The 24966-nt window shown below is 58.4% G+C and carries 25 protein-coding genes and 1 pseudogene; 17 read left to right on the top strand and 9 right to left on the bottom strand.

All coding sequences use genetic code 11. The features are described from left to right. The first annotated feature begins 114 nt into the window (after positions 1-114). Positions 115-1110 carry a dicarboxylate transporter/tellurite-resistance protein TehA gene (gene tehA, locus HWQ14_RS16655; RefSeq protein ID WP_176610357.1) on the top strand — a complete coding sequence of 332 codons (996 nt, stop codon included), beginning with the start codon at positions 115-117 and terminating at the stop codon, positions 1108-1110. After that, entirely contained in the window at positions 1110-1703 is a 594-nt protein-coding gene (tehB, locus tag HWQ14_RS16650; RefSeq protein WP_176610356.1) for a tellurite resistance methyltransferase TehB, read from the top strand. The genes tehA and tehB overlap by 1 nt, the downstream gene beginning before the upstream one ends. Here tehB and pepT read toward each other — a convergent pair. Continuing rightward, positions 1700-2929 carry a peptidase T gene (gene pepT / locus HWQ14_RS16645; RefSeq protein WP_176610355.1) on the bottom strand — a complete coding sequence of 410 codons (1230 nt, stop codon included), beginning with the start codon at positions 2927-2929 and terminating at the stop codon, positions 1700-1702. The two genes, tehB and pepT, sit on opposite strands and share 4 nt — an antisense overlap. Before the next feature lie 111 nt (positions 2930-3040). Here pepT and HWQ14_RS16640 point away from each other — a divergent pair, with 111 nt between their 5' ends. Together HWQ14_RS16640 and HWQ14_RS16635 are read left to right on the top strand one after the other, a co-directional pair. Next, on the top strand, positions 3041-4636 hold the full coding sequence (locus HWQ14_RS16640; RefSeq protein ID WP_148419561.1) for an ABC transporter substrate-binding protein: 1596 nt from the start codon (positions 3041-3043) through the stop codon (positions 4634-4636). A 134-nt stretch (positions 4637-4770) separates the two neighbouring features. Further along, positions 4771-5445: a DUF3313 domain-containing protein gene (locus HWQ14_RS16635; protein ID WP_176610354.1), complete on the top strand. Its 675-nt coding sequence runs from the start codon at positions 4771-4773 to the stop codon at positions 5443-5445. A 32-nt stretch (positions 5446-5477) separates the two neighbouring features. On the opposite strand, the gene HWQ14_RS16630 is transcribed toward HWQ14_RS16635, so the two are convergent. Further along, complete coding sequence (locus tag HWQ14_RS16630) at positions 5478-6374, bottom strand: DMT family transporter (RefSeq protein WP_176610353.1); 897 nt, start codon at positions 6372-6374, stop codon at positions 5478-5480. A 173-nt stretch (positions 6375-6547) separates the two neighbouring features. Here HWQ14_RS16630 and HWQ14_RS16625 point away from each other — a divergent pair. Then, positions 6548-7421, top strand: a pseudogene (locus HWQ14_RS16625) (helix-turn-helix domain-containing protein). Here HWQ14_RS16625 and HWQ14_RS16620 read toward each other — a convergent pair. After that, complete coding sequence (locus HWQ14_RS16620) at positions 7401-8567, bottom strand: benzoate/H(+) symporter BenE family transporter (RefSeq protein WP_148419508.1); 1167 nt, start codon at positions 8565-8567, stop codon at positions 7401-7403. The pseudogene HWQ14_RS16625 and the gene HWQ14_RS16620 sit on opposite strands and share 21 nt — an antisense overlap. 92 nt (positions 8568-8659) lie before the next feature. On the opposite strand from HWQ14_RS16620, the gene HWQ14_RS16615 reads away from it, so the two are divergent. Both HWQ14_RS16615 and HWQ14_RS16610 read left to right on the top strand, forming a co-directional pair. After that, entirely contained in the window at positions 8660-9187 is a 528-nt protein-coding gene (locus HWQ14_RS16615; RefSeq protein WP_176610352.1) for a helix-turn-helix domain-containing protein, read from the top strand. Between the two features lie 80 nt (positions 9188-9267). Then, a complete protein-coding gene (locus HWQ14_RS16610; protein WP_148419510.1) occupies positions 9268-11232 on the top strand; it encodes a peptidase U32 family protein in 1965 nt (654 codons plus the stop codon). Here HWQ14_RS16610 and HWQ14_RS16605 read toward each other — a convergent pair. Then, positions 11229-11462 carry a DUF2554 family protein gene (locus HWQ14_RS16605; protein ID WP_148419511.1) on the bottom strand — a complete coding sequence of 78 codons (234 nt, stop codon included), beginning with the start codon at positions 11460-11462 and terminating at the stop codon, positions 11229-11231. The two genes, HWQ14_RS16610 and HWQ14_RS16605, sit on opposite strands and share 4 nt — an antisense overlap. A gap of 243 nt (positions 11463-11705) precedes the next feature. Here HWQ14_RS16605 and HWQ14_RS16600 point away from each other — a divergent pair, with 243 nt between their 5' ends. Continuing rightward, positions 11706-12068 carry a hypothetical protein gene (locus HWQ14_RS16600; protein WP_148419512.1) on the top strand — a complete coding sequence of 121 codons (363 nt, stop codon included), beginning with the start codon at positions 11706-11708 and terminating at the stop codon, positions 12066-12068. A 147-nt stretch (positions 12069-12215) separates the two neighbouring features. Here HWQ14_RS16600 and ftrA read toward each other — a convergent pair whose 3' ends face one another. After that, positions 12216-13214: a transcriptional regulator FtrA gene (gene ftrA, locus HWQ14_RS16595; RefSeq protein WP_176610351.1), complete on the bottom strand. Its 999-nt coding sequence runs from the start codon at positions 13212-13214 to the stop codon at positions 12216-12218. A gap of 73 nt (positions 13215-13287) precedes the next feature. On the opposite strand from ftrA, the gene HWQ14_RS16590 reads away from it, so the two are divergent. From HWQ14_RS16590 to zinT, 8 genes are all read left to right on the top strand, one after another. Further along, complete coding sequence (locus HWQ14_RS16590; protein ID WP_148419514.1) at positions 13288-13704, top strand: rhodanese-like domain-containing protein; 417 nt, start codon at positions 13288-13290, stop codon at positions 13702-13704. 150 nt (positions 13705-13854) lie between these two features. Next, on the top strand, positions 13855-14958 hold the full coding sequence (locus HWQ14_RS16585; protein WP_176610350.1) for a cobalamin-independent methionine synthase II family protein: 1104 nt from the start codon (positions 13855-13857) through the stop codon (positions 14956-14958). 200 nt (positions 14959-15158) lie between these two features. Beyond that, positions 15159-16430, top strand: coding sequence for an urea ABC transporter substrate-binding protein (gene urtA, locus HWQ14_RS16580; RefSeq protein WP_176610349.1), 1272 nt, complete (start codon positions 15159-15161; stop codon positions 16428-16430). 24 nt (positions 16431-16454) lie between these two features. Further along, positions 16455-18029, top strand: a complete 1575-nt coding sequence (urtB, locus tag HWQ14_RS16575) for an urea ABC transporter permease subunit UrtB (RefSeq protein ID WP_176610348.1) — start codon at positions 16455-16457, stop codon at positions 18027-18029. Then, positions 18029-19102, top strand: coding sequence for an urea ABC transporter permease subunit UrtC (gene urtC, locus HWQ14_RS16570; protein ID WP_176610347.1), 1074 nt, complete (start codon positions 18029-18031; stop codon positions 19100-19102). The genes urtB and urtC overlap by 1 nt, the downstream gene beginning before the upstream one ends. After that, the gene (urtD, locus tag HWQ14_RS16565) at positions 19102-19899 is read left to right on the top strand and encodes an urea ABC transporter ATP-binding protein UrtD (protein ID WP_176610346.1); all 798 of its coding nucleotides are present in this window, start codon (positions 19102-19104) and stop codon (positions 19897-19899) included. Before urtC ends, urtD begins: the two co-directional genes overlap by 1 nt. 9 nt (positions 19900-19908) lie before the next feature. Further along, on the top strand, positions 19909-20607 hold the full coding sequence (gene urtE / locus HWQ14_RS16560) for an urea ABC transporter ATP-binding subunit UrtE (RefSeq protein ID WP_176610345.1): 699 nt from the start codon (positions 19909-19911) through the stop codon (positions 20605-20607). A 52-nt stretch (positions 20608-20659) separates the two neighbouring features. Then, positions 20660-21298, top strand: a complete 639-nt coding sequence (gene zinT, locus HWQ14_RS16555; protein ID WP_176610344.1) for a metal-binding protein ZinT — start codon at positions 20660-20662, stop codon at positions 21296-21298. 45 nt (positions 21299-21343) lie between these two features. On the opposite strand, the gene ydeE is transcribed toward zinT, so the two are convergent. Next, a complete protein-coding gene (gene ydeE, locus HWQ14_RS16550) occupies positions 21344-22537 on the bottom strand; it encodes an efflux MFS transporter YdeE (RefSeq protein WP_176610343.1) in 1194 nt (397 codons plus the stop codon). 192 nt (positions 22538-22729) lie between these two features. Between ydeE and eamA the strand changes: the two genes are divergently transcribed. Then, complete coding sequence (eamA, locus tag HWQ14_RS16545) at positions 22730-23629, top strand: O-acetylserine/cysteine exporter (protein ID WP_176611218.1); 900 nt, start codon at positions 22730-22732, stop codon at positions 23627-23629. A gap of 38 nt (positions 23630-23667) precedes the next feature. Here eamA and marB read toward each other — a convergent pair whose 3' ends face one another. Genes marB through marR form a run of 3 tightly spaced genes read right to left on the bottom strand, consistent with a single transcriptional unit; the run spans position 23668 to position 24752 of the window. Next, a complete protein-coding gene (gene marB / locus HWQ14_RS16540; RefSeq protein WP_148419524.1) occupies positions 23668-23883 on the bottom strand; it encodes a multiple antibiotic resistance protein MarB in 216 nt (71 codons plus the stop codon). A 32-nt stretch (positions 23884-23915) separates the two neighbouring features. Next, positions 23916-24296, bottom strand: a complete 381-nt coding sequence (gene marA, locus HWQ14_RS16535; protein ID WP_001303241.1) for an MDR efflux pump AcrAB transcriptional activator MarA — start codon at positions 24294-24296, stop codon at positions 23916-23918. Between the two features lie 21 nt (positions 24297-24317). Then, positions 24318-24752: a multiple antibiotic resistance transcriptional regulator MarR gene (marR, locus tag HWQ14_RS16530; protein ID WP_003857182.1), complete on the bottom strand. Its 435-nt coding sequence runs from the start codon at positions 24750-24752 to the stop codon at positions 24318-24320. Positions 24753-24966 lie beyond the last annotated feature (214 nt).

Raw genomic sequence — 24966 nt, 5'->3', positions numbered from 1 at the left:
TCCCTGAGAAGCCCTTCACTAAACGTAGCAAACTTTTGGCTTTTCGAAATGCTGGCGTCTTTGAACGAAACCTCTTAAAATGGCATTTCAAATACATTTTAAACTTTAAAAAAAATGCATAATGAAAACCAACGCGTTCTTAACTTACCCGCGGGCTATTTTGGTATGGTGCTGGGCACCATTGGCATGGGGTTCGCCTGGCGTTACGCCAGTACCCTCTGGCCGGTTACGCGGTGGCCGGGGGAGATCCTGGTCGCGCTGGCGGTGACGATCTGGTTCCTCTTGAGCGTAGCGTTTATCACCCGCGCGGTACGGTTTCCGAAGAGCGTGCTGGCGGAGATGCGCCATCCGGTGATGAGCAGTTTTGTCAGCCTGTTTCCCGCCACAACGATGCTGGTGGCCATCGGCTTTGTACCCTGGTACCGCCCGGTGTCGCTGGGGCTGTTTGGCATGGGGGTGGCGATCCAGCTTTCGTATGCCGCCTGGCAAAGCGCCGGGCTGTGGCGCGGAAAGCATCCGCAGGAGGCCACTACGCCCGGATTATATCTGCCGACCGTGGCGAACAATTTTATCAGCGCGATGGCCTGCGGCGCGCTGGGTTTTCATGATGCGGGGCTGGTATTTCTCGGCGCCGGAGTGTTTTCGTGGCTGAGCCTGGAGCCGGTCATTCTGCAGCGCCTGCGCAGCGCAGGAGAACTGCCCGCTGCGCTTCGTACTTCCCTCGGGATCCAGCTTGCGCCCGCGCTGGTGGCCTGTAGCGCCTGGCTTAGCGTTAACGGCGGCGAAGCGGATACCTTTGCGAAAATGCTGTTCGGGTATGGCCTGCTGCAGCTGCTGTTTATGCTGCGTCTGATGCCGTGGTACCTGTCGCAGCCGTTTAACGCCTCGTTCTGGAGCTTCTCGTTCGGCGTGTCGGCGCTGGCGACCACCGGCTTACACCTGGGGCAGAGCAGCCCGTCGGGGTTCTTCCATGCCATTGCCGTTCCGCTGTTTATTTTCACCAACTGCATCATCGCGATGCTGCTGGTCCGTACATTTATCTTGCTGATGCAGGGCAAACTTCTGGTGCGCGCTGATAAAGCACTGCTTATGCAACCTGAGGAAAAATAATGACTGTCGATGAAAACTACTTTACCGAGAAGTATGGTCTGACCCGCACGCACTCGGAGGTGCTTTACAGCGCGGAAATCGTTAAGCCGGGTAAAACGCTCGATCTGGGTTGCGGTAATGGGCGTAACAGCCTGTACCTGGCCGCGAACGGTTATGACGTAACGGTGTGGGATAAAAACCCCATGAGCATCGATAACATCGAGCGCATCAGGGCGGCGGAGGGGATCGCGAACCTGCAAACGGCTATCAGGGATCTGAACAGCCTGAGCTTTGAGGGCGAGTACGATTTTATCCTTTCCACCGTTGTGCTGATGTTCCTTGAGGCGAAAACCATCCCAGGCCTGATCGCCAACATGCAGCGCTGCACTAAGCCGGGCGGCTACAACCTGATTGTTGCCGCGATGGATACGGAAGATTATCCCTGCACCGTTGGCTTCCCGTTTGCGTTCAAAACCGGTGAGCTGAGCCACTACTACGAAGGCTGGGAGTTGCTCAGGTACAACGAAGAGGTGGGTGAGCTTCACCGCACCGACGCCAACGGCAACCGTATCAAGCTGCGCTTCGCCACTATGCTGGCGCGCAAGCCCGCCTAACGCGCCGCCAGCAGGCAGAGTTGCAGGGCAGTGCGATAGGACGCCTCGAACGACGACAGCGGTAAAAACTCAAACTTCGAGTGGAAGTTATGGGCACCGGTGAAGAAGTTCGGGGTGAGCAAGCCTTTAGCCGACAGGGCTGCGCCATCGGTGCCGCCGCGCATGGGGATCGGCTTAGGCGCGATCCCGAGCGACGCCATCGCCTCGAACATCAAGTCGATGGCGCGGCGGTCTTCCCCAATGGCATTGCTGATATTGCTGTAGGTGTCCTCGATGCGATACTCCACGCCTGCCGTGGGGTATCGTGCGGCAATCTGCGCCGCCACGTCGGCGATCTGCTGCTTGCGGGCGGCAAAACCGTCTTTATCAAAATCGCGGATGTTGGCCTTCAGGATCGCCTCGTTTTGTCCGGCCTGAATGCCGTTAAACCAGACGTACCCCTCGCGGCCCTCGGTGCATTCCGGGGTTTGCTTGCGATCGAAATGGCTGATGTAATCCGTAGCCATCAGAAGCGGATTCACCAGCACCCCTTTGGCAGACATGGGGTGGGCCGTTACGCCGGTAAAGCGAATTTCAGCCGCCGCCGCGTTGAAGTTCTCGTAAACGATCTCCCCCAGCTCGCAGCAGTCGATGGTCCAGGCAAAATCCACGTCGAAGCGTTTCAGATCCAGCGCTTTGGCGCCGCACAGGCCAATCTCCTCGTCGGGCACAAACGCCACCACAATATCGCCATGCTTATGCTCTGCGGTCAGGTTTTCCAGCACCGTCATCACCACGGTCACCGCCGCTTTATTATCTGCGCCTAATACGCTGGTTCCGTCGCTGAAAATAATCTCCTCATTGGGGTAAGCCAGAATTTCCGGGTGTTCTTTTACGCGCAGCCAGATCCCTTTATCTTTATTCAGGCAGAGATTATCGCCCGTAAACGTTAATATTTGTGGATGAATATCCGGTGATAAACCGACGTCTACCGTGTCGATATGGGTAATAAAACCTATCCGCGGCGCGCCGGGGATATTCCCTTTTTTAACGGCGGTTACGGTGGCGAACTCATCAATTACAATATCGTTTAAGCCCAGCTTTTCCAGCTCGTTCGCCAGTTCCCGCGCCATCTCGTGCTGGCCCGGCGTGGAGGGCAGCGTTTTTACTTTCGGGTCGCTCTGGCTGGTAATGGCGAGATAGCGAAAAAAACGTTGGGTTAATTGTCTGGAGAGTTCGGAGGCCATAGTGATTCCTTCTGTATTTATTTTTCATGTGTTTGCGCCATCACTTTAATGTTATTTATGGAATGGCAAAAGAAGTAATTAGCCGTCGAATTAAAAAGACAGGAATAAATGATGAAAAGCACATTCACAATGATAGCGCTGGCGCTTGCTGCGCTGACGGCCAGTTCCACCGTCGCGGCAAAAACGCTGGTGTACTGCTCCGAAGGATCGCCGGAAAACTTCAATCCACAGCTGTATACCTCGGGAACCAGCGTGGATGCCAGCGCCGTGCCGGTGTATAACCGTCTGGTCGATTTTAAACCCGGCACCACCGAGCTGGTGCCGAGCCTGGCCGAAAGCTGGGAGGTGAGCGACGATGGCAAGGTGTACACCTTCCACCTGCGTAAAGGGGTGAAGTTCCACAGCAACAAAGCGTTCACGCCGACGCGCGACTTCAACGCCGACGACGTGATTTTCTCGTTTATGCGCCAGAAGGATGTAAATCATCCTTACCATAACGTCTCTAACGGCAGTTACTCCAACTTCGAAAGCCTGGAGTTTGGCAGCCTGATCGTCGCCATCGATAAAATTGACGATCGCACCGTGCGCTTTACCCTCGCGCACCCGGAAGCGCCGTTTGTCGCCGACCTGGCGTGGTATTTTGCCTCAATCCTTTCGGCGGAATATGCCGACGCCATGCTTAAGGCGGGCACGCCGGAAAAGGTCGATATGCAGCCCATTGGTACCGGTCCGTTTAAGCTTGCGCAATACCAGAAGGACTCACGCATACTCTTTACCGCCTTCCCGGACTACTGGCAGGGGAAATCGAAGCTGGATCGTCTGGTGTTTACCATTACCCCGGACGCCTCGGTGCGTTTTGCGAAGGTTGAGAAAAACGAATGTCAGGTTATGCCGTTCCCCAATCCGGCGGACCTGCCGCGCATGAAGGCCAACAAAGACATCAATCTGATGAGCAAGGCCGGGCTGAATACCGGCTTCCTGGCGTTCAATACGCAAAAGCCGCCGCTGGATAACGTAAAGGTGCGCCAGGCGCTGGCGATGGCAATTAACAAACCCGCGATAATTGACGCGGTTTTCCACGGCACCGGCACGGCGGCGAAGAACCTGCTGCCGCCGGGCGTCTGGAGCGCCGACGGCGAGCTGAAAGACTACGACTACGATCCAGAAAAAGCCAAAGCCCTGCTGAAGGACGCCGGTTTTGCTAACGGCGTGAGCGTTGACCTGTGGGCAATGCCGGTGCAAAGGCCGTATAACCCGAACGCGAAGCGGATGGCGGAGATGATACAGGCGGACTGGGCGAGCATTGGCGTGCAGACCAAAATCGTCACCTACGAATGGGGCGAATACCTGAAGCGCGTGAAGGGAGGGGAACATCAGGCCGCGCTGATGGGCTGGACAACCGCCACGGGCGATCCGGATAACTTCTTCGGGCCGCTCTTTACCTGCACCTCAGCCAACGGCGGATCGAATTCAGCAAAATGGTGTTACAAGCCCTTCGATGACCTGATTGCGAAAGCAAAATCGATAACCGATCGTGATGAACGGGTGGTGCTGTACAAACAGGCGCAGCAGATGATGCACGACCAGATGCCTGCGGTGATGATTGCCCACTCGACCATTTTTGAGCCAGTGCGTAAAGAGGTGAGCGGCTATGAAATCGACCCCTTCGGCAAGCACCTTTTCTGGCAGGTAGACATTAAAGAGTAACGGTCACGGCCCGGCTTCTGTCCGGGCTACTTTTTTACGATTTGTGCTGTCTTCGTCATTTTTTGCTACAACGGCTATCTCCCTTTTTTGCTATAACTTCAAGTGCATACTTGCAGATAACCTGGAATACTATCATGCGTACTCACACTCTTTTTAAAGTTGCAGTGCTTTCTGGTCTGTTAGCGCTGGCTGGCTGTTCATCTAAGGTCGCCGCTCCCGAACAGTACTCCGGCTTTTTAAAAGACTATTCAGGCTTGCAGCAGACAACGTCTGCAACGGGAAAACCGACGTTACGCTGGGTTGATCCTTCGTATAACGAAGCCAATTACGACAGCATAATCTGGACGCCGATTACGTATTACCCTACGCCTAAACCGACTACCCAGATTGGGGAAAGAACCCTTGATGAACTGCTAAATTATACCAACACGAAGCTGAAAACGGCGATTGGTACCCGTAAGCCTGTCGTCACAACGCCGGGTAAGCGTAGCCTGATTTTCCGCGGCGCCATCACCGGCGTGAGTTCGCAGAAGGAAGGCCTCCAGTTCTATGAAGTGGTGCCCGTCGCGCTGGTGGTAGCAGGTACGCAGATGGCAACCGGCCACCGCACCATGGATACCCACCTGTTCTTCGAGGGTGAACTGATTGACGCGGCGACCAATAAACCGGTGGTGAAGGTGGTTCGTAAAGGGGAAGGTAAAGAGCTGAATAACGAAAATTCACCTATGACCTTTGCCACGCTGAAGCAGGTTGTGGATGACATGGCGACGGACGCCACCATGTTTGACGTGCATCAGACAGCGAAATAACGAAAATGGCCTGCATCACGCAGGCCATTTTTTTATGCCGTTCGCAGGCGTCTGAACCAGGTTTCCGGCTTAGTAAACATCACCATATTCCCTCCCAGTATCAGCAGCAGGCCCACGATGCCGTTGAGGTGCCACTCGTAACCTTCGTACACCGTTGAAATCGACAGCGCCACCAGCGGGAAAAGCAGGGTGCTGTAGGCGGCTTTGCCGGGGCCAATGCGGCCAACCAGCGTGAAGTAGGCCCCGAAGGCAATCACCGATCCAAACAGGGCCAGGTAAAGCAGTGCGCCCATATAGCTCACCGTCCATTCCGGCATGAAGCTGTCGCCTCTGGCGAGGGCGATGACGCCCATGATCGCCGTCCCGTAGAGCATCGCCCAGGCGTTGGTGGTCATGGTTTCGAGCCCGTTTCGCTGATGGCGCATGCTGATCATGTTCCCCAGCGAGAAGCCGTAGGTGCCGAGGGCGGAAAGGCCGATGCCGGTGAGCAATGACGCGCTCCAGCCGCTGGCGAGCAGATCGTTCCAGAACAGGGTGACGATCCCGATAAGCCCCAGCGCGGCCGCCGTCCAGAAGCGAGCCGGAGGGCGCTGCCCGAAGAAAATAAGGCTGTTGATGGCGTTATAGAGCACCGCCATCGAGAAAATCACCGACTCCAGCCCGGTATTGATATGCGCCGCGGCGGCGTAAAAACACCAGAAGTTAAAGCAGAACACGCAGCAGCCCTGAAGCACACAGTAGAGGTGATCCCGCAGCGCCAGCCTGCGCAGGCGGCGAAGGGCGATTAAGACGATCATCATCGTGGCGCAGGCCACGGCGAAGCGCCAGAAAATGGATACCGGTGCCGCCACCGGCCCCTGCTGCAGGAATATGGCGATCCAGGTCGTCCCCCAAATCACGACGACCAGCCCGTAGAGTAATGCGTTCATGGTTTCTCTCTTCTCATACCGCGAAAATGCCAGTGTGGCGAAGAAGAGGGCGCGCGGCTTTCACCGGCTTGCGCCGGACTTGCAAATTCTTGCGCTTTTTTCTCGCCCGAACGCTGGTAACAGGCTGCAACACTTCTTAGACTGACGATCTGATTAATCACCTGTTTACGGCCATGTCTCTCGTTTACGACACCTTTGAAACGTTACGCCAGCAAAATGCGGTGCTGCGGGAAACCGTCGCGCTCAACTCTGGCATTCAACTGGCGGCCTGGTACAACAAGCACGATACGATCACCGTTAAAAGCAACCACCACACCCTCAGCCTGTACGTGGCGGACGGCTATGAAAGCTATCAAAAAACGCCGGGCGGCTGGAAAAACGGCGGCGGCCCGGATCGTTTTTGCCTGATGCCTGAAGAGAGTGAATCCACGTGGGATATTCGTGACGACCTGTCGTTCGTCCATCTCTACTGTACCGACGCGCATCTGCGGGACGTGGGAGAGAAAATCTGGGATAAACGCCCGCTGTCGCTGACGCTGGATGAAAAGATCTTTGGCAGCGATCCGAAAATCACCGCGCTGTATCGCCAGTTCCTGCTTGGCTGCGACTGGCAGCAGAACGCCAATCAGCTCACCCTGAGCACCGCCTCGACCTTATTGCTGACGCACCTGGTTCAGCATTACTCCAGCGTGCAGTGGAAGCTGCCGGCGGTTACCGGGGGGGCTGTCGCCGTTTGTGCTGCGCAACGTGCTGGCGTTTATCGAAGAAAATCTTGCGCAGCCCCTGACGCTGGCTGAGCTGGCCGGGCGGGCGGCGCTCAGCGAGTATCACTTTGCCAGGATGTTCCGCCAGTCGATGGGGCTGGCGCCGCATCAGTACGTCATGCAGCGGCGCATGGAGAAAGCCAAAGCGCTGGTGCAGCACACCACCACGCCGCTCACCGACATCGCGCTGGCCTGCGGGTTTAGCTCCGCCAGCCACTTCAGTAACCGCTTTCGCAGCATGACGGGGGTAACGCCCTCGCAGCTACGTGCGGCGAAGGCGTGAGAAGACCGCGTAACAGATCCCGCCCAGCACCAGCCCCCAGAAGGCGGAACCAATTCCCAGGATCGTCACCCCGCTGGCGGTCATCAGGAAGGTGACGATCGCCGCGTCGCGTTCCGCCTCGTGATTCAGCGCCTGATACAAACTGCCGCTGATGGTGCCGAGCAGGGCCAGCCCGGCCAGCGTCTGGATCCAGCCCGGCGGCAGGGCGGCCATCAGCCCGGAAATCGAACCGCCGAATACCCCCGCCAGCAGATAAAACCCGCCTGCGGCAGCCGCCGCCAGCCAGCGTTTACCGGCATCCGGATGGGCGTCCGGGCTCTGGCAGATGGCGGCAGTGATGGCGGCGATGCAGATGGAATAGACGCCGAAGGGGGATAGCAGCAGCGCCAGCCCGCCGGTCGCAATCATCAGCGGTGAGGCCGCCAGCGGATATCCCGACGCCTGCATGGTGGCGAAGCCGGGCGCGTTCTGCGACGCCATCGTCACCAGAAAGAAGGGCAGCCCGACGCCGATCAGGCTGGAGAGCGTGAACGACGGGGCAATAAATTCCGGCATCACCACGGACAGCGTCAGCCTGTTAGTGACAACGTCACCTCCCATCCATGCCGCGACGACGCCTGCCAGCAGCGTGGCGACGATGGCGTACCGGGGAGCCACTGCTTTGGCCACCAGCCAGGCCGCCAGCATAGTGCCGCAAAGAACCCAGTTATCCTCAAGGTTGCTGAAGGCCTTAAGGCCAAACTGCAGCAGCACCCCGGCCAGCATAGCGGCGGCAAGGGAGTGCGGGATCAGCTTCATCAGCCGGGCGAACAGGCCGGTTACGCCGCACAGCAGAATCAGCGCATTGGCAAAAATAAAGACGCCGATGGTTTCAGCCAGGGTGATGCCGTGCAGGCTGGTGGCGAGCAGCGCCGCGCCGGGCGTCGACCAGGCGGTAAGCACCGGGGCCTTGTACCACCAGGACAGCGCCAGGGTGCTGATCCCCATGCCCAGCCCCAGGGCGGTCATCCACCCGGCGATTTGCTGCGCGCTGGCGCCGGCCGCGGCGGCGGCCTGCCAGATAATGGCGGCCGAGCTGGCGTAGCCCACCAGGACGGCGACAAAACCGGCTAGGACGGCAGGAAAAAGATGAGTTGTCGATCGCATGGAAACCCCGTTGTGCGTTATAACGTCCGCAGTAAGGTATCACTGTGCGTTATAGCGTACAAGTGGTATGCTTTCCCGCAACGGGAGGAACCATGGATATTACTCAACACCTTGCCACCACGCTGAAAGCGCTGCGACAGGCGCGGGGCTGGAGCCTGTCTAAGCTGGCCGACGAGACCGGCGTGTCGAAAGCGATGCTCGGGCAAATCGAGCGCAACGAGTCCAGCCCGACGGTCTCCACACTGTGGAAAATCGCCACCGGGCTGAACGTGCCCTTTTCGGCGTTTATCACCCCCGAAAGCGATCCGCAGGCGGTGTTCGATCCGCAGCAGCAGGCGATGGTGGTGAAGCCGCTGTTCCCCTGGGATGACCAGCTCCGGTTCGGCCATTTCTCCATCACCCTGTCGCCGGGCGCGCTGAGCGAATCCGCCCCGCACGAGGCCGGGGTGATTGAGCACGTCGTGGTGATTAGCGGCGAGCTGGAGATGCAAATTGACGGTATCTGGCGCACGATTTACGCCGATTCCGGCGTGCGTTTTGCCGGCGATAAACCGCACGCGTACCGCAACAGCAGCGCCCGGACGGTCCATTTTCACTCTCTGATCCATTATCCCCGCTAAAGCGTCGCAAAACGGTTTCACTGACACAGACTTCTGACTACAATAGCCGCCATTTTGACCATAACGGATAACGACGACGTATGCGCCTGCACTCCCATCATCTTGAACTGTTAAGCCCGGCCCGCGACGCCGCCATTGCCCGTGAAGCCATTCTTCACGGTGCGGATGCCGTCTACATTGGCGGCCCGGGCTTCGGTGCCCGCCATAACGCCAGCAACAGCCTGCGCGATATTGCCGAGCTGGTACCGTTCGCCCACCGCTTTGGGGCGAAGGTGTTCGTAACCCTGAACACCATACTTCATGATGATGAGCTGGAGCCCGCGCAGCGTCTGATTGCCGATCTCTACCAGACCGGCGTCGACGCCCTGATCGTTCAGGATATGGGCGTTCTGGAGCTGGATATCCCGCCCATCGAGCTGCATGCCAGCACCCAGTGCGATATCCGCACCGTTGAGAAGGCGAAGTTTCTCGCGGACGTCGGGTTTACCCAGATCGTTCTGGCGCGCGAGCTGAATCTGAATCAGATCCGCGATATCCATCAGGCCACCGACGCCACCATCGAATTTTTCATCCACGGCGCGCTGTGCGTGGCCTATTCCGGGCAGTGCAATATCTCTCACGCCCAGACGGGCCGCAGCGCCAACCGCGGTGACTGCTCCCAGGCCTGCCGCCTGCCGTATACACTTAAAGACGATCGGGGCCGGGTGGTGGCGTTCGAAAAGCACCTGCTCTCCATGAAGGACAACGATCAGACGGCTAACCTCGGCGCGCTGATCGATGCCGGGGTGCGCTCCTTCAAGATTGAAGGGCGCTACAAGGACATGAGCTACGTGAAAAACATCACCGCGCACTATCGTCAGATGCTGGATGCCATCATTGAGGATCGCGGTGACCTGGCGCGGGCGTCCGCAGGACGTACCGAGCATTTCTTCGTTCCGTCTACGGATAAAACCTTCCACCGCGGCAGCACGGATTACTTCGTCAACGCGCGCAAGGGGGACATCGGCGCCTTTGATTCACCGAAATTTATCGGTCTGCCGGTAGGGGAAGTGCTGAAAGTCGCAAAAGATCATCTGGACGTTGAGGTCACGGAACCGCTGGCAAACGGCGATGGCCTGAACGTGATGATCAAGCGTGAAGTGGTCGGCTTCCGCGCCAACACGGTGGAGAAAACCGGCGAGAACCGCTACCGCGTATGGCCGAACGAAATGCCTGCCGATCTCTATAAGGCCCGCCCGAATGCGGCCCTTAACCGTAATCTGGATCACAACTGGCAGCAGGCGCTGCTGAAAACGTCCAGCGAGCGCCGCATTGCGGTAGATATTGCGCTGGGGGGCTGGGAAGAGCAGCTGATCCTGACCATGACCTGTGAAGACGGCATCAGCGTGACGCACACCCTGGACGGCATGTTCGAGGTGGCGAACAACGCGGAAAAGGCGATTAACAACCTGAAGGACGGCGTGGCGAAGCTCGGCCAGACCATCTACTACGCGCGTAACGTTGAGGTTAATCTGCCGGACGCGCTGTTTGTCCCGAACAGCCTGCTGAACCAGTTCCGCCGTGAAACCGCTGAGATGCTGGATGAAGCGCGCCTGGCAAACTATGCTCGCGGCACGCGTAAGGCCGAAGCGGTGCCCGCGCCGGTCTATCCGGATACGCATTTATCCTTCCTGGCGAACGTTTACAACCACAAGGCGCGCGCGTTTTATCACCGTCACGGCGTCCAGCTGATCGATGCCGCCTATGAGGCCCATGAAGAGAAGGGCGATGTGCCGGTGATGATCACCAAGCACTGCCTGCGTTTTGCCTTTAACCTCTGTCCGAAGCAGGCGAAAGGCAATATTAAAAGCTGGAAAGCAACGCCGATGCAGCTGGTTAACGGCGATGAGGTGCTGACGCTGAAGTTCGACTGCCGCCCGTGCGAAATGCACGTTATCGGTAAGATGAAGAACCACATCTTCAAAATGCCGCCGCCGGGCAGCATCGTGGCGTCCGTGAGCCCGGACGATTTGCTGAAAACCCTGCCGAAGCGTAAAGGCAGCTAGCCCGGAAAGTGGGTGTCCGGTTTGCGCGACTTCAGCCAGGAATGGCGTTCGCGCAAACCCTCCGCAGACTCTTCTGCCGCGCTGCGTAACTCGTCGCTGTCGGCTTCGTGACGAAGCTGATGGTCGGCGCTTTTCACGTACAAAAATTCATGCCCTTTATGCCCGGCCATCAGCTGCCCCGAGAACAGGGCGCAGATCACCATCGCCATGGCCAACCCTTTTTTGAACATCCCACATCTCCCGAAAATACGCTTCGGCCATCGTAAAGATAATTTCATCAAGTAATTATTCGGATTTTCAAATTTGAGAAAACGGGCTGTCAAAAAGTGTGGCTGTAATAAAATCGGTTTAAGATTAATCTTAAAAGCAATATTGCCGTTGTAAACTCCCATTTCTGGTATCAAAAGAGAAGCTAGATTTAATGAGAAATCATTTACAATAAGATTTTTCTGGCTAAGGATCGGATCTAATAAATGAAAAAAATAATTGTGCTATCACTTCTGGGCGTAGTGGTTGCAGTGGGTGCTGCCGCCAGCCTCTATTCAAACGATGAACCTGAATATATTCAGTCAGCAAAAAGCCGTGTAGGTTCGTATTTAACCAGCGATTACGGACGCGTCGAATGTAATAGCACGCAGGTTGGTGAAGGCCGCTGGGAGCTGGGCTGCATCAATAAGGCGAGGGGTAAGACCTTCCAGTTTGCGGTTTATCCATCCGAGCAGGCGCCGTACGGTGTCTCACGCGCGTTTTATCTCGAAGCCATTAATGACGATGCCCGGCAGAGCGCAGAGCAGGGGCTGATGCGTTATCTGCAAATTAATACCAAAGCGGGTTAATCGGTCCGTTTACGCTTTGTTGAAACTCAGCGTGGTAGATTACAGGCGATCCACATCCGGTATGGAATACCGGTGCGTAGATACCAAAATACAAATCTATCCATGCAAGCATTTACCGCCAGAATATGGCGGTTTTTTTTTGCCCTCTTATCGGGTCGGCTGTAAAAACTGCTTACGATATTGCGCCGGAGAAAGGGCGTATTGCTGGCGGAAATGGTGACGCAGCGTGGCGCCATGGCCAAAACCCGTTTGTTCAGCAATGGCGTCGATGCCGAGTCGGCTATTTTCCAGATAATCTCGCGCGCGCTGCAGCCGCGCGTTCAACAGCCAGCGCGCGGGCGTTGTGCCGGTCGCATCCTGAAAACGGCGCAAAAAGGTGCGCTGGCTCATGCCCACCCGCCGGGACAGGGACTCAACGGTATGCCCAACGGCCAGATGCTGATGCAGATAATCAAACAGCTGGCCCATCCGCTGGCTTTCGCGCAGCTGCGCCACCGGCCGGCTGAGCTGCTGGGTTTGCGAGCCGTCCCGATGGGGCGGGATCACCAGCCGACGCGCCACGCGGTTTGCCGCCTCGATGCCATAGTCCCGGCGCACCACGTGCAGGCACAGGTCGATTCCGGCTGCGCTGCCCGCGGAGGTCAGAATATCGCCCTCGTCCTGATACAGCACATCCTCCACCACGGTGATGGCGGGATAGCGTGTTTTAAGCGCCTCCGTGTAGCGCCAGTGCGTGGTGGCCTTCCGCCCGTTCAGCAGGCCCGAGGCCGCCAGAACAAACACGCCAGAGCAGATGGAGAGCAGCCGACAGCCGCGGCCGTGCGCCTCGCGCAACGCCTGGCTGAGCGCCTCGGGCACAGGCTCGTCCATGCCGCGCCAGCCGGGCACGACTATTAAATCTGCCGTCTCCAGCAAACGCAGATCGCCATCGGCAAGCATACGGATCCCGCCGGTTGCCCGAAGTTCACCTTCATCCACCCCCGCTACGGCGAACCGATACCACGCGTCGCCCATCTCCGGGCGCGGCAGGCCGAAGATTTCTACCGCCACGCCAAACTCGAAGGTACATAAACCGTCGTACGCCAGCACCACCGCGCGCGGGCGCGCGTGTCTTAAGTTTGTCATCTTTTTGCTGTTTTCTGGCATAGGCGGGCGCATTCACGGGCTGAATTTACGAATAGAGTAGTGTTAACACAAACGCCACAAATGAGGAAGATTCATGAGCTACGTTACTGAATTTCCGGCGGCAGAGCCGCAGGAAGCCGCAGGACATTTTCTGCGCCGTCTGAGCGTTGAGACGGACTGCGCCGACGTGCATCACGCCCTGTCCAGCGGTGAACAGGACTTTGTTCTGCTCCACGTCGTCGGAACGACCGGGCAGTTTGCCAGGCGCCATCTGCCCGGCGCGCTGCATTTGCCGTGGAGCCAGATTGACGCCGGGCGGATGAAGGCGTGGCCGGAGGGAACGCTGTTTGTCGTGTACTGTGCCGGGCCGCACTGCAACGGGGCGGACAGGGCGGCGCTGAAGCTTGCGCGCCTCGGCCTGCCGGTCAAGATTATGCTCGGGGGCATTACCGGCTGGGAGGACGAGCGGTTCGCGTTTGCAGGATCCTCATCGCCCGCGCAGCGATCGTGAATTTTTTTCAACACAGATGAAATTTTCTCGTTTGTCGGCAGGGAGCCGGTATGACATCTTTTTAGGACGTTTAGACATCCAGAAGTCTAAAGCTTCAAGAGATGAATTATCACTGTTGGCAATTAACGCCGGCAGACAGAGGAGATTTCCATGCAGCGACACCACGCCCCGTACCGCGCCGATGTAGTCGGCAGTTTTTTACGCCCGGACACCATCAAGCAGGCGCGCCTGAAGTTTGCCAGCGGTGAAATTGATGCCGGCCAGCTTCGCGCCGTCGAGGACGAGGCTATTCGCCAGGTCGTCGAGCAGCAGTGCGCCTGCGGCCTGCACGTGGTGACCGACGGGGAGTTCCGCCGCGCCTGGTGGCACTTTGACTTTTTTGACGGGCTGCAGGGCGTGGAGCGTTACGATTCGCAGCAGGGGATCCAGTTTAACGGGGTTCAGACTAAAGCTCACGGCGTGCGCGTCACGGGCAAGCTGGGCTTCGGCGATCACCCTATGCTGGAAGACTTCCGCTACCTGAAGAGCATCAGCGGTGACGCGCAGCCGAAGATGACCATTCCAAGCCCGAGCGTGCTGCACTTCCGCGGCGGCCGCAAGGACATCGATGCCACGGTCTACCCGGATCTGAACGTCTATTTTGACGATCTGGCAACCACCTGGCGCGACGCCATCCGCGCGTTTTACGACGCGGGCTGCCGCTACCTGCAGCTCGACGATACCGTCTGGGCCTACCTGTGCTCGGAAGAGCAGCGCCGTCAGATCCGCGAGCGGGGCGACGATGCGGACGAGCTGGCAAAAACCTACGCCCGCGTGCTGAACAAAGCGCTGGAAGGCAAGCCGGACGACCTCACCGTCGGGCTGCACGTCTGCCGCGGCAACTTCCGCTCCACCTGGATTTCTGAGGGCGGCTACGAGCCGGTGGCGGAAGTGCTGTTCGGCACGGTTAACGTCGATGCCTTCTTCCTGGAGTACGACAACGACCGAAGCGGAGATTTCGCGCCGCTGCGCTTTGTACGCCCGGGTAAACAGCAGGTGGTTCTGGGGCTGATCACCACCAAGCACGGCGAGCTGGAGAACCCGGAAGGGGTGAAGGCGCGCCTGGAAGAGGCCGCGCGGTACGTGGCGAAAGAGCAGATTTGCCTCAGCCCGCAGTGCGGTTTTGCCTCCACGGAGGAAGGTAACAGCCTGAGCGAAGCCCAGCAGTGGGATAAAGTTCGCCTGGTCACGCAAATCGCCAGCGACGTCTGGTAACGCCGTTCACGGCGCTGCATTATTCCGGTGCAGCGCTGTTCCATTCTGAGCCGTTCCCGACACATCTTCTCTGCACTCTCCGTAAAATCCGGCCTCTGCAACCTGGCACTCTTTTTGCTCTCCTGAAGCTGACGTTACTTTTTTCTGCGTCCATGCGGTAACGGACGTCTTCGCACAGCTTTCTTTTCAGGAGTGAAAATATGCACCGTCGTACCTTTATAAAAGCTTTCGCCTTGTCCGCGTCCGTCGTCGCCATGGGAATGAGTTTTGGCGTACGGGCCGCAGAGACCATTAAAGTCGGGATTATGCACTCCCTGTCCGGCACGATGGCCATTTCAGAAACGCCCCTGAAGGATGTTGCCCTGATGACCATCGACGAAATCAACGCTAAGGGCGGCGTGCTCGGGAAAAAGCTGGAGCCGGTGGTGGTTGACCCGGCGTCTAACTGGCCGCTGTTTGCCGAGAAAGCCCGCCAGCTTCTGAGCCAGGATAAGGTCGCCGTGGTGCTTGGCTGCTGGACGTCCGTGTCGCGTAAGTCGGTTCTGCCGGTGTTTGAGGAGCTGAACGGGCTGCTGTTTTATCCGGTGCAGTACGAAGGTGAAGAGATGTCACCTAACGTCTTCTATACCGGCGCGGCGCCTAACCAGCAGGCGATCCCGGCGGTGGAGTACCTGATGAGCGAAGACGGCGGCGGCGCGAAACGCTTCTACCTGCTGGGGACGGACTACGTTTATCCGCGCACCACCAATAAGATCCTGCGCGCCTTCCTGCACTCGAAGGGCGTGGAGGATAAGGACATTGAAGAGGTCTACACCCCGTTCGGCCACAGCGACTACCAGACCATCGTTGCCAGCATCAAGAAATTCTCCGCGGGCGGGAAAACGGCGGTGGTTTCAACCATCAACGGCGATTCCAGCGTGCCGTTCTATAAGGAGCTGGCCAACCAGGGGCTGAAGGCGACGGACGTGCCGGTGGTGGCCTTCTCGGTGGGCGAGGAGGAGCTGCGCGGCATTGATACCAAACCGCTGGTGGGTAACCTGGCGGCGTGGAACTACTTTGAGTCCGTGGACAACCCGACCAACCAGACCTTCGTGGCGGCCTACAGGGCCTACGCGAAAGCCTATAAGCTGCCGAATGCCGATACCGTGGTCACTAACGATCCGATGGAAGCGACCTACGTAGGGCTTCACATGTGGGCGCAGGCGGTTGAGAAAGCGGGAACAACCGACGTGGACAAGGTGCGTGCTGCCATGGCGGGCCAGACGTTCAGCGCGCCGTCCGGCTTCACGCTGACCATGGATGCCACCAACCACCACCTGCACAAGCCGGTGATGATTGGCGAAATCGAAGGCAACGGCCAGTTTAACGTCGTCTGGCAGACCGAACAGCCGGTCCGCGCTCAGCCCTGGAGCCCCTTCATCGCCGGGAATGACAAAAAGCCAGACCAGCCGATGAAAACCGCCAGCAACTAAGCCGGTGCGCCAGGGAGAAATGCCATGAACGCGATGCGCATGATGATAGCGATAGTGTGGCTTGCCGGACTGCTGCCAGGGATGGCTGCGGCAACGGATGCCGATGATTTCGTTGCCGCAAACCGCAGCCAGCAGGCCGCAATGCTTACCCGGTGGGCAACCGCGCCGGAACCTGCCCGTTTGCCGCTGCTTGCGGCGCTGCAAAAAGAGAACCTGTTCACCGACAGCCGAAAGCATGCCTTTGCGCGCATCGACGGCGAGCTGACAGGGCTTGGTGCATCACAAACCGCCGAAGGGGCCACCAAAGCCGTGCGCCTGACCAACCGGCTGCGATTGTTAGCCGCTACGGCGCTGGCGACGCATCAGCTTGTAAGTGACAGCGTCACGGAGAGGCGCGTCGCCGCGAGGCAGCTCCAGCGTGGCGCGCAGCCGGACATGCTTGATTTTCTGCAGCGGCGGGCCAGCAGCGAAACGGACGAAATTACCCGGCAGTCGCTGGGGCTGGCGCTGGCGAATCTCCAGCTGGCGAGTCCGCAGGCTGAAACGCGGCTGAGGGCGGTTGAGCTGCTGGGCGAGTCCGACGATCCGGACGTGCAGGCCGCGCTGGCGCCGTTTACCCAGGCGCAAGCCGAGCCGGATGCGCGGGTGCGCGCCGCGGCTGCCGGGAGCCTGGAGCGAATTCAGCACCGCCTGATGTGGGGCGAGCTGCTGGGGCAGGCGTTTATGGGCCTGTCGCTGGGGTCGGTGCTGCTGCTGGCGGCGCTCGGGCTTGCCATTACCTATGGCCTGCTGGGCGTAATCAACATGGCGCACGGCGAGATGCTGATGCTCGGGGCGTATGCCACCTGGATGGTGCAGCAGGTGTTGGCGCAGTGGATGCCTCAGTATTTGCCGATTTATCCGCTGGTGGCGCTGCCGGTGGCGTTTTGCCTGACTGCCGGTATCGGGATGGTGCTGGAGCGCACGGTGATCCGCCACCTGTATGGCCGCCCGCTGGAAACCCTGCTCGCCACCTGGGGGATCAGCCTGATGCTCATCCAGCTGGTGCGCATGACCTTTGGCGCACAAAACCTCGAGGTGGCAAATCCGGCCTGGCTTTCCGGCGGCGTGCAGGTTTTTGCCAACCTGACGCTGCCGTGGAACCGCATTGTGGTGCTCGGCTTTGTGCTGCTGGTGCTGTTCTTCACCTGGCTGATTCTGAACAAAACGCGTCTTGGCCTGAACGTGCGGGCCGTGACGCAAAACCGCAGCATGGCGGCCTGCTGCGGCGTGCCGACCGGGCGTGTGGATATGCTGGCCTTTGGCCTTGGCTCCGGCATTGCCGGGCTGGGCGGCGTGGCGTTATCCCAGCTGGGGAACGTGGGGCCTGAGCTGGGCCAGGGGTACATCATCGATTCGTTCCTGGTGGTGGTGCTGGGCGGCGTCGGCCAGCTGGCCGGTAGCGTGGCGGCGGCCTTTGGCCTTGGGATCTTCAATAAAATTCTTGAGCCGCAGATGGGCGCGGTGCTGGGCAAAATCGTGATTCTGGTGGCGATTATTCTGTTTATCCAGAAACGTCCGCAGGGGTTATTCGCGCTTAAAGGGAGGGTGACAGACTGATGAGCCAGCCGCTGACCTTAACGCTGGCGCGCCGCGCGCCGCGTACCGCTCAAATCGTCGGCAGCCTGCTGGCTGCGGCGCTGCTGGTGCTGCCGTTTCTCGCGCTGCTGCCCGCCGCGCATCCGCTGGCGATCTCCACGTGGATGCTGACCCTTATCGGCAAGATCCTCTGCTACGCGGTGGTTGCCGTGGCACTCGACCTGGTGTGGGGCTATGCCGGGATGCTCTCGCTGGGGCACGGCTTATTTTTCGCGCTGGGCGGCTATGCGATGGGGATGTACCTGATGCGCCAGGCGGCAGGGGACGGCCTGCCCGCGTTTATGTCGTTTCTCTCCTGGAGCGAGCTGCCCTGGTTCTGGTGGGGAACGCAGCATTTTGCCTGGGCGCTGGTCCTGATCGTAACGGTCCCCGGCCTGCTGGCGCTGGTCTTCGGCTGGTTTGCCTTCCGCTCGAAGATCAAAGGGGTCTATTTCTCCATCATGACCCAGGCGCTGACCTATGCGGGCATGCTGCTGTTCTTTCGCAACGAAACCGGCTTTGGCGGCAACAACGGCTTTACCGGCTTTACCACGCTGCTCGGGTTTTCCGTTACGGCGACCACCACGCGGATCGCGCTGTTCCTCGCGACGGTATTGCTGCTGATGCTGGCGCTGGGCACAGGCTATGCGCTGGCGAAGAGCAAATTTGGCCGCATTTTGACCGCGGTGCGCGATGCGGAAAACCGTCTGACCTTTTGCGGCTACGATCCGCGCGGGTTCAGGCTGCTGGTATGGACGCTCTCTGCCGTGCTGTGCGGCCTGGCGGGGGCGCTGTACGTCCCGCAGGTGGGCATTATCAACCCGGGAGAAATGTCGCCAACGAACTCGATTGAAGCGGCCATCTGGGTGGCGCTGGGCGGGCGCGGCACGCTGGTGGGCCCGGTGATTGGCGTGGCGCTGGTTAACGGCGCGAAGAGCGTTTTCACCGTGGCGATGCCGGAGTACTGGCAGCTGTTTCTGGGGCTGATTTTCATCGCCGTCACGCTGTTCTTGCCGCGCGGCGTATACGGCCTGTTTCGTAAGGGGGAGAAATAATGCAGCCTTCTGAAGGGCTTTTTACCCGTCAGCTACCCGGGGATCGTTACCGCGAGCAGACCGATCCGGTATTGCAGCTTGAGGCCATCAACGTCAGCTTCGACGGCTTTCAGGCGCTGACCGACCTCTCGCTGAACATCGGCGTGGGCGAGTTACGCTGCGTGATTGGGCCTAACGGCGCGGGCAAAACCACGCTGATGGATGTGATTACCGGCAAAACGCGGCCAAAAAGCGGAAAAGCCATTTACGATCAGTCTGTTGACCTGACCGCGCTTGAGCCAGCGGCCATTGCCCGCCGCGGAATTGGCCGTAAGTTTCAAAAACCGACCGTCTTTGAGGCGCTGACGGTATGGGAAAATCTTGAAATCGCCATGAAGGCCGACAGGTCCGTCTGGGCGAGCCTGCGGGCCACCCTCAGCGGCGAGCAGCGCGACCGCATTGACGAGATGCTGGTGTTGCTGCGGCTTGGCAGCGAGCGCGACCGTCGCGCCGGGCTGCTTTCCCACGGGCAGAAGCAGTTTCTGGAGATCGGCATGCTGCTGGTGCAGGATCCGCATCTGCTGCTGCTGGACGAGCCCGCCGCGGGGATGACCGATGCGGAAACGGAATACACCGCCGAGCTGTTCCGTACCCTGGCAGGCAGGCATTCCCTGATGGTGGTTGAGCACGATATGGGGTTTGTCGAAACCATCGCCGATCGCGTCACGGTGCTGCATCAGGGACGCGTGCTGGCGGAAGGTTCGCTTCGCGAGGTGCAGGCCAACGAGCAGGTGATTGACGTCTATCTGGGACGCTAAGGAGAGGTCATGTTGCAGGTTAACGAACTGAATCAGTACTACGGCGGAAGCCATATTCTGCGCGGGGTGAGCTTTGAGGCCGTGACCGGGGAAATCACCTGTCTGCTGGGGCGCAACGGGGTGGGTAAAACCACGCTGCTGAAGTGTCTGATGGGGCTGATCCCGGTGAAAACCGGGGAGGTGGTCTGGCAGGGGAAAATCATCACCCACAGTAAGCCGCACCAGCGGGTGCAGTCCGGCGTGGCGTATGTTCCGCAGGGGCGCGAGATTTTCCCGCGTCTGACCGTTGAGGAAAACCTGCTGATGGGGCTGTCGCGCTTTTCCGCGCGTAGCGCGAAAGGCGTACCGGAGGAGATCTGGCAGCTTTTCCCGGTGCTGAAGGAGATGAAGCACCGTCGCGGCGGCGATCTTTCAGGCGGCCAGCAGCAGCAGCTGGCGATTGGGCGCGCGCTGGCAAGCCGCCCGCGGCTGCTGATTCTGGATGAACCCACCGAGGGCATTCAGCCATCGGTGATTAAGGAGATTGGGCAGGTGATCCGCAGCCTCGCCAGCCGGGGAGATATGGCGATCCTGCTGGTCGAGCAGTTTTACGATTTTGCCGCGGAGCTGGCCGACAGCTATCTGGTGATGTCGCGCGGCAGTATCGTCCAGCACGGGCGCGGGGAAAATATGGAACAGGAGGGCGTGCGCGGACTGGTTGCGATCTGAAATGTTATACTATAACATTCTCATTCTTATAACACGGAATGAGGGTTTTGCTTTGGCTGCACATGCTGGAAAAATTGCGCTGGCTCTGGGAACGCTGCTGGTCAGCGGCTCGCTTTTTGCCCACTCGCACGGTCATCAGATGACCGAGGCGGAACAGAAGGCGGCAAACGGCGTCTTTGAGGATAAAGACGTCAGGGACAGAAAGCTGTCTGACTGGGACGGGACCTGGCAGTTGGTTTATCCGTTCCTGCTCGACGGCTCGCTGGATCCGGTTCTCAAAAAGAAAGCCCGGAAGGGCGAGAAGTCCGCTGATGAGATAAAAGCCTACTACCGCACGGGCTACGCCACGGACGTGGACTCCATCGGCATTGAAAACAACGTGATGGAGTTTCATAGGGGCAGCACGGTGAGCAGCTGCCGCTACGACTACAGCGGCTACAAAATTCTGACCTACGCCTCCGGCAAAAAAGGCGTGCGCTACCTGTTTGAGTGCAAGGATAAGGCGAGCCAGGCCCCGAAGTTCGTGCAGTTCAGCGACCATACCATCGGGCCGAAACCCTCTTCACACTTCCATATCTTTATGGGCAATACCTCCCACGAGGCGCTGCTGAAAGAGATGGATAACTGGCCGACCTACTACCCGAACGAGATGTACAAAGAGCAGGTGGTGGAGGAGATGTTACACCACTAACCGCGAGTGCCGGGTAGCGGCTACGCCTTACCCGGCCTGCCGTGGCTACGCGGCCCTGGGCGCTTCGCACCACGCCCTGACGCGCATCCCGCGCAAAATCATCAGCCACGCCGCGATAATGGCGGCCATCATAATGACAAACAGCGACCAGTGCGGCAGACGGGTGAGGATAATCCCGGTGATCATCGGGTTCGCCGCCGCGCCCAGCCAGCCCAGCGCCTGCGCGGAGAAGTAGCTCGCCTTCATGCCCGGCGGGGCGATATTGTCGATCAGCATGTATTCGCCCGGCGCATAGATAACTTCACCCAGCGTAAAGATAGCCGCGGCGATCCCCCAGTAGATCAGGTTCTCCCCGGAGAGCATAAACCCGCCCAGCCCGAGGATAAAAAAGAGCGTTGCGACAGTCATTAACGGACGAATGTTGCTGGCGGTGATCCTGCGCCCAAGCGCGTATTGCAGGGTCACCACCACCGCTGCGTTGACGGGCAGCACCACCGCCACCACCTTTTCGGCAAAATCGCCGTCCGCGTGCGCGGCCAGAACATACTGCGAAATACAGCTGGCGAAGGAGCCGCCGACGTAGGAGGCCAGCAGGCCGGAGAGGGTATACCAGAGCAGCGCCCGGTCTTTCAGCAGCACCGACGGCTGCCACGGCGCCTTTTCCTCAACGCTGTCTGACGCCACGCTTTTCTGCACGAAGAAATGGATAAACCCGAGCGGCAGCGCAGCGCAAAACGCCGCCAGCCAGAACGGCAGCTGTAGGCTGTACATCACCAGCAGGGTGCCAATCGGCGGCCCGATGGTCCAGCCGATATTCAGGAAGCTGTAGTTGAGCGAGAATACGCGCGCCTTTTCGCTCGACGTCAGCACGTCTGCAAACCACGCCTTCAGCACCGTAGAGAACACGGAATAGGCGCAGTTAATCAGGGCAAAGAACAGCACCACCAGCGTGACGTTATTCACCAGCGGAATGGCCACAAATCCGGCGATAAAGGCCACGATGGCGATCAGCATGTAGCGCTTTTTGTCGAACCTGTCGGCCAGGATGCCAAATCCCAGGCTGAACACCACGCCAATGGTCAACGCCACGGTGAGGGCATAGCCAATATTCTCCACGCTCATGCCGTACACGCGCGTGAGGTAAATGGTCATAAAGGGCAACGTTGCCCCGCGGCCAATTGTTAATAACAATGACGATGCCAGCAGCGCTGCGGTTGAGCGCCTGATTGATGGTTTCATTTTCCTGCCCGACAAATGCTTATGCTTTTATTGTTGTGTTCTGACAGGATTATCACGGGATTGGGAGCTTGTATAGCACCCAATTTATCCGCAAGTGCTTCTTGCCGGTACCAGAATTAACGTCTTTTCGCTGCGCTATTTTTTCTGTTACCTTGAAGTGTTTACAAAAATTTAATATTTCAGGGGCGGATGATGACGCGCAAAGACGGGCTGTTGGCGTTGCTGGTTGTGGTGGTGTGGGGACTCAATTTTGTGGTCATCAAAATGGGGTTGCACAATATGCCGCCGCTGATGCTTGCCGGCCTGCGCTTTCTGCTGGTGGCGTTTCCGGCGCTGCTGTTCGTTGCCCGCCCGAAAATCCCGCTCAGGCTTCTGCTGGGTTATGGCCTTACCATCAGCTTCGGTCAGTTTGCGTTCCTTTTCTGCGCCATTAAATTCGGCATGCCTGCGGGCCTGGCCTCGCTGGTGCTCCAGGCGCAGGCGTTTTTTACCATCATCCTCGGCGCGTTTGTCTTTGGCGAACGCCTGCAGGGTAAGCAGCTGGCAGGCATAAGCCTGGCGGTGTTTGGCGTGCTGGTGCTGATTGAGGCCAGCCTTAACGGCCAGCACGTGGCCCTGCTGGGCTTTATGCTGACCCTGGCGGCGGGGCTGAGCTGGGCGTGCGGCAACATCTTCAACAAGCTGATCATGCAGCACGAGGCGCGCCCGGGGGTGATGTCGCTGGTGGTCTGGAGCGCGCTCATCCCGATTGTGCCGTTTATGGCCGCATCGTTTATCCTGGACGGGCCAGAGACGATGCTGAAAAGCCTGCGGGAAATAGACCTGACGACCATTTTATCGCTGGTCTATCTGGCGTTTGTCGCCTCCATCATCGGCTACGGCATCTGGGGGGCGCTGCTTGGCCGCTATGAAACCTGGCGCGTGGCGCCGTTATCGCTGCTGGTACCGGTAGTCGGGCTTGCCAGCGCCGCGCTTTTGCTGGATGAAACGCTCAGCGGGCTGCAGCTGGCGGGTGCGGGGCTGATTATGGCCGGGCTGTATATCAACGTTTTTGGTCTGCGGGTGCGTCGGGCTTCGCGGGTGCGGGGCTAAGGCAAAAAAAAGCCCCGCATCGGCGGGGCAAAAACGAATCACAGGTCGTGGTTGTAATACGGCACGCCTAGTTCGTCGGATTTGTCGCTGCCAGCGCCCATGTGGTTAAAGTCATAGGGTGACTGGCCTTGTGCGGACGGCATAATCAGCGTGTCTCGATTATTTTGCTGCGCCGCACTGGGGGTTTGCTCCGCGAAGCTCTGGCCGGAGACCAGCACCAGCAGGGTGAGGGCGGCGGAGGCGATGAATTTCATGATTTCCTCGGTTACGTCTTTACAGGCGAAAATTAACTGCAATGTTTTAGCGGATACAGATAACGGGACTCACCCGGCATGCTGGTAATACGGTACTTATGAGGCGGCACGTCGAAGTAGTTCTTGAACGTACGCGTCAGGGTTTGCTGCGATTCAAAGCCATAACGTTCCGCCAGATAAAGGATCGGCTCATTGCTTTCTTTCAGTTTCTGGGCAATTTCCGTCAGCTTGCGGCTGCGAATATATTGACCTAATGAATGACCGGTCTCTTTTTTGAACATCCGTTGCAGGTGCCATTTTGAGTAACCTGAACGCTCGGACACCTTTTCAAGGGAGAGCGGGGATTCCAGGTTATCTTCGATCCAGTCCAAAATGCTATGAATGGTGATAGCGTCAGTATTGCGTCTGGACATCGTCATACCTCTTTTTTTTGTTTACGGCAGTATTTTCTTGAGTAAAAGCTCAAGCGTTGCCACTTCATCTGCCGTTAAGTTTTTTGTCAGTTCCTGGTGCAGTGTTTGTCCTACTAGCTGATGACATTGCTCACACATGGCCGCGCCGTCGCTGGTCAGTTTCACCAGCACACCGCGTTTGTCATTCGGGTTAGGGCTTCGTTCGACCCATCCTTTGCAGACGAGCCGATCCAGCATGCGGGTTAACGCACCCAGATCCACAGAGAGCACCTTTTTCAGCTCAACCGGCGTGATACACACTTCGCAGCGAATGGAACACAGCACTTTGAACTGTGTTGCGGTGATATCCAGCGGTGACAGGTAGTCATTGAGCAGGCGATCTTTTTTCTGATTGACCATATGAATAAGACGACCCAGTGGGATTATGTCGTTAAAGAGATCACTGGTGCTTTTCACAATGGTTGCCCTGGCAAGTAGTTTAGTCACGGCAGATATTATTGCTCAGGCAAGTATAAGTCAACTGAATGGATTGCCCGATGCCACGAATTGCTAAAACGCTTCAGGAACTTTTTCAGTGCGCTTTTAAATCATACATATAGCCTGTGGTTATTGGTTGCGCGGGAAAACAATGGTTACGTCGTGCGAATAGCTCAGGACGAGGTTTTCCCCT

Origin of the sequence: Enterobacter cloacae (assembly GCF_013375935.1) — a bacterium.
Taxonomy (GTDB): Bacteria; Pseudomonadota; Gammaproteobacteria; order Enterobacterales; family Enterobacteriaceae; genus Enterobacter; species Enterobacter pasteurii.
This window is presented reverse-complemented; position numbering and strand designations above follow the sequence as displayed.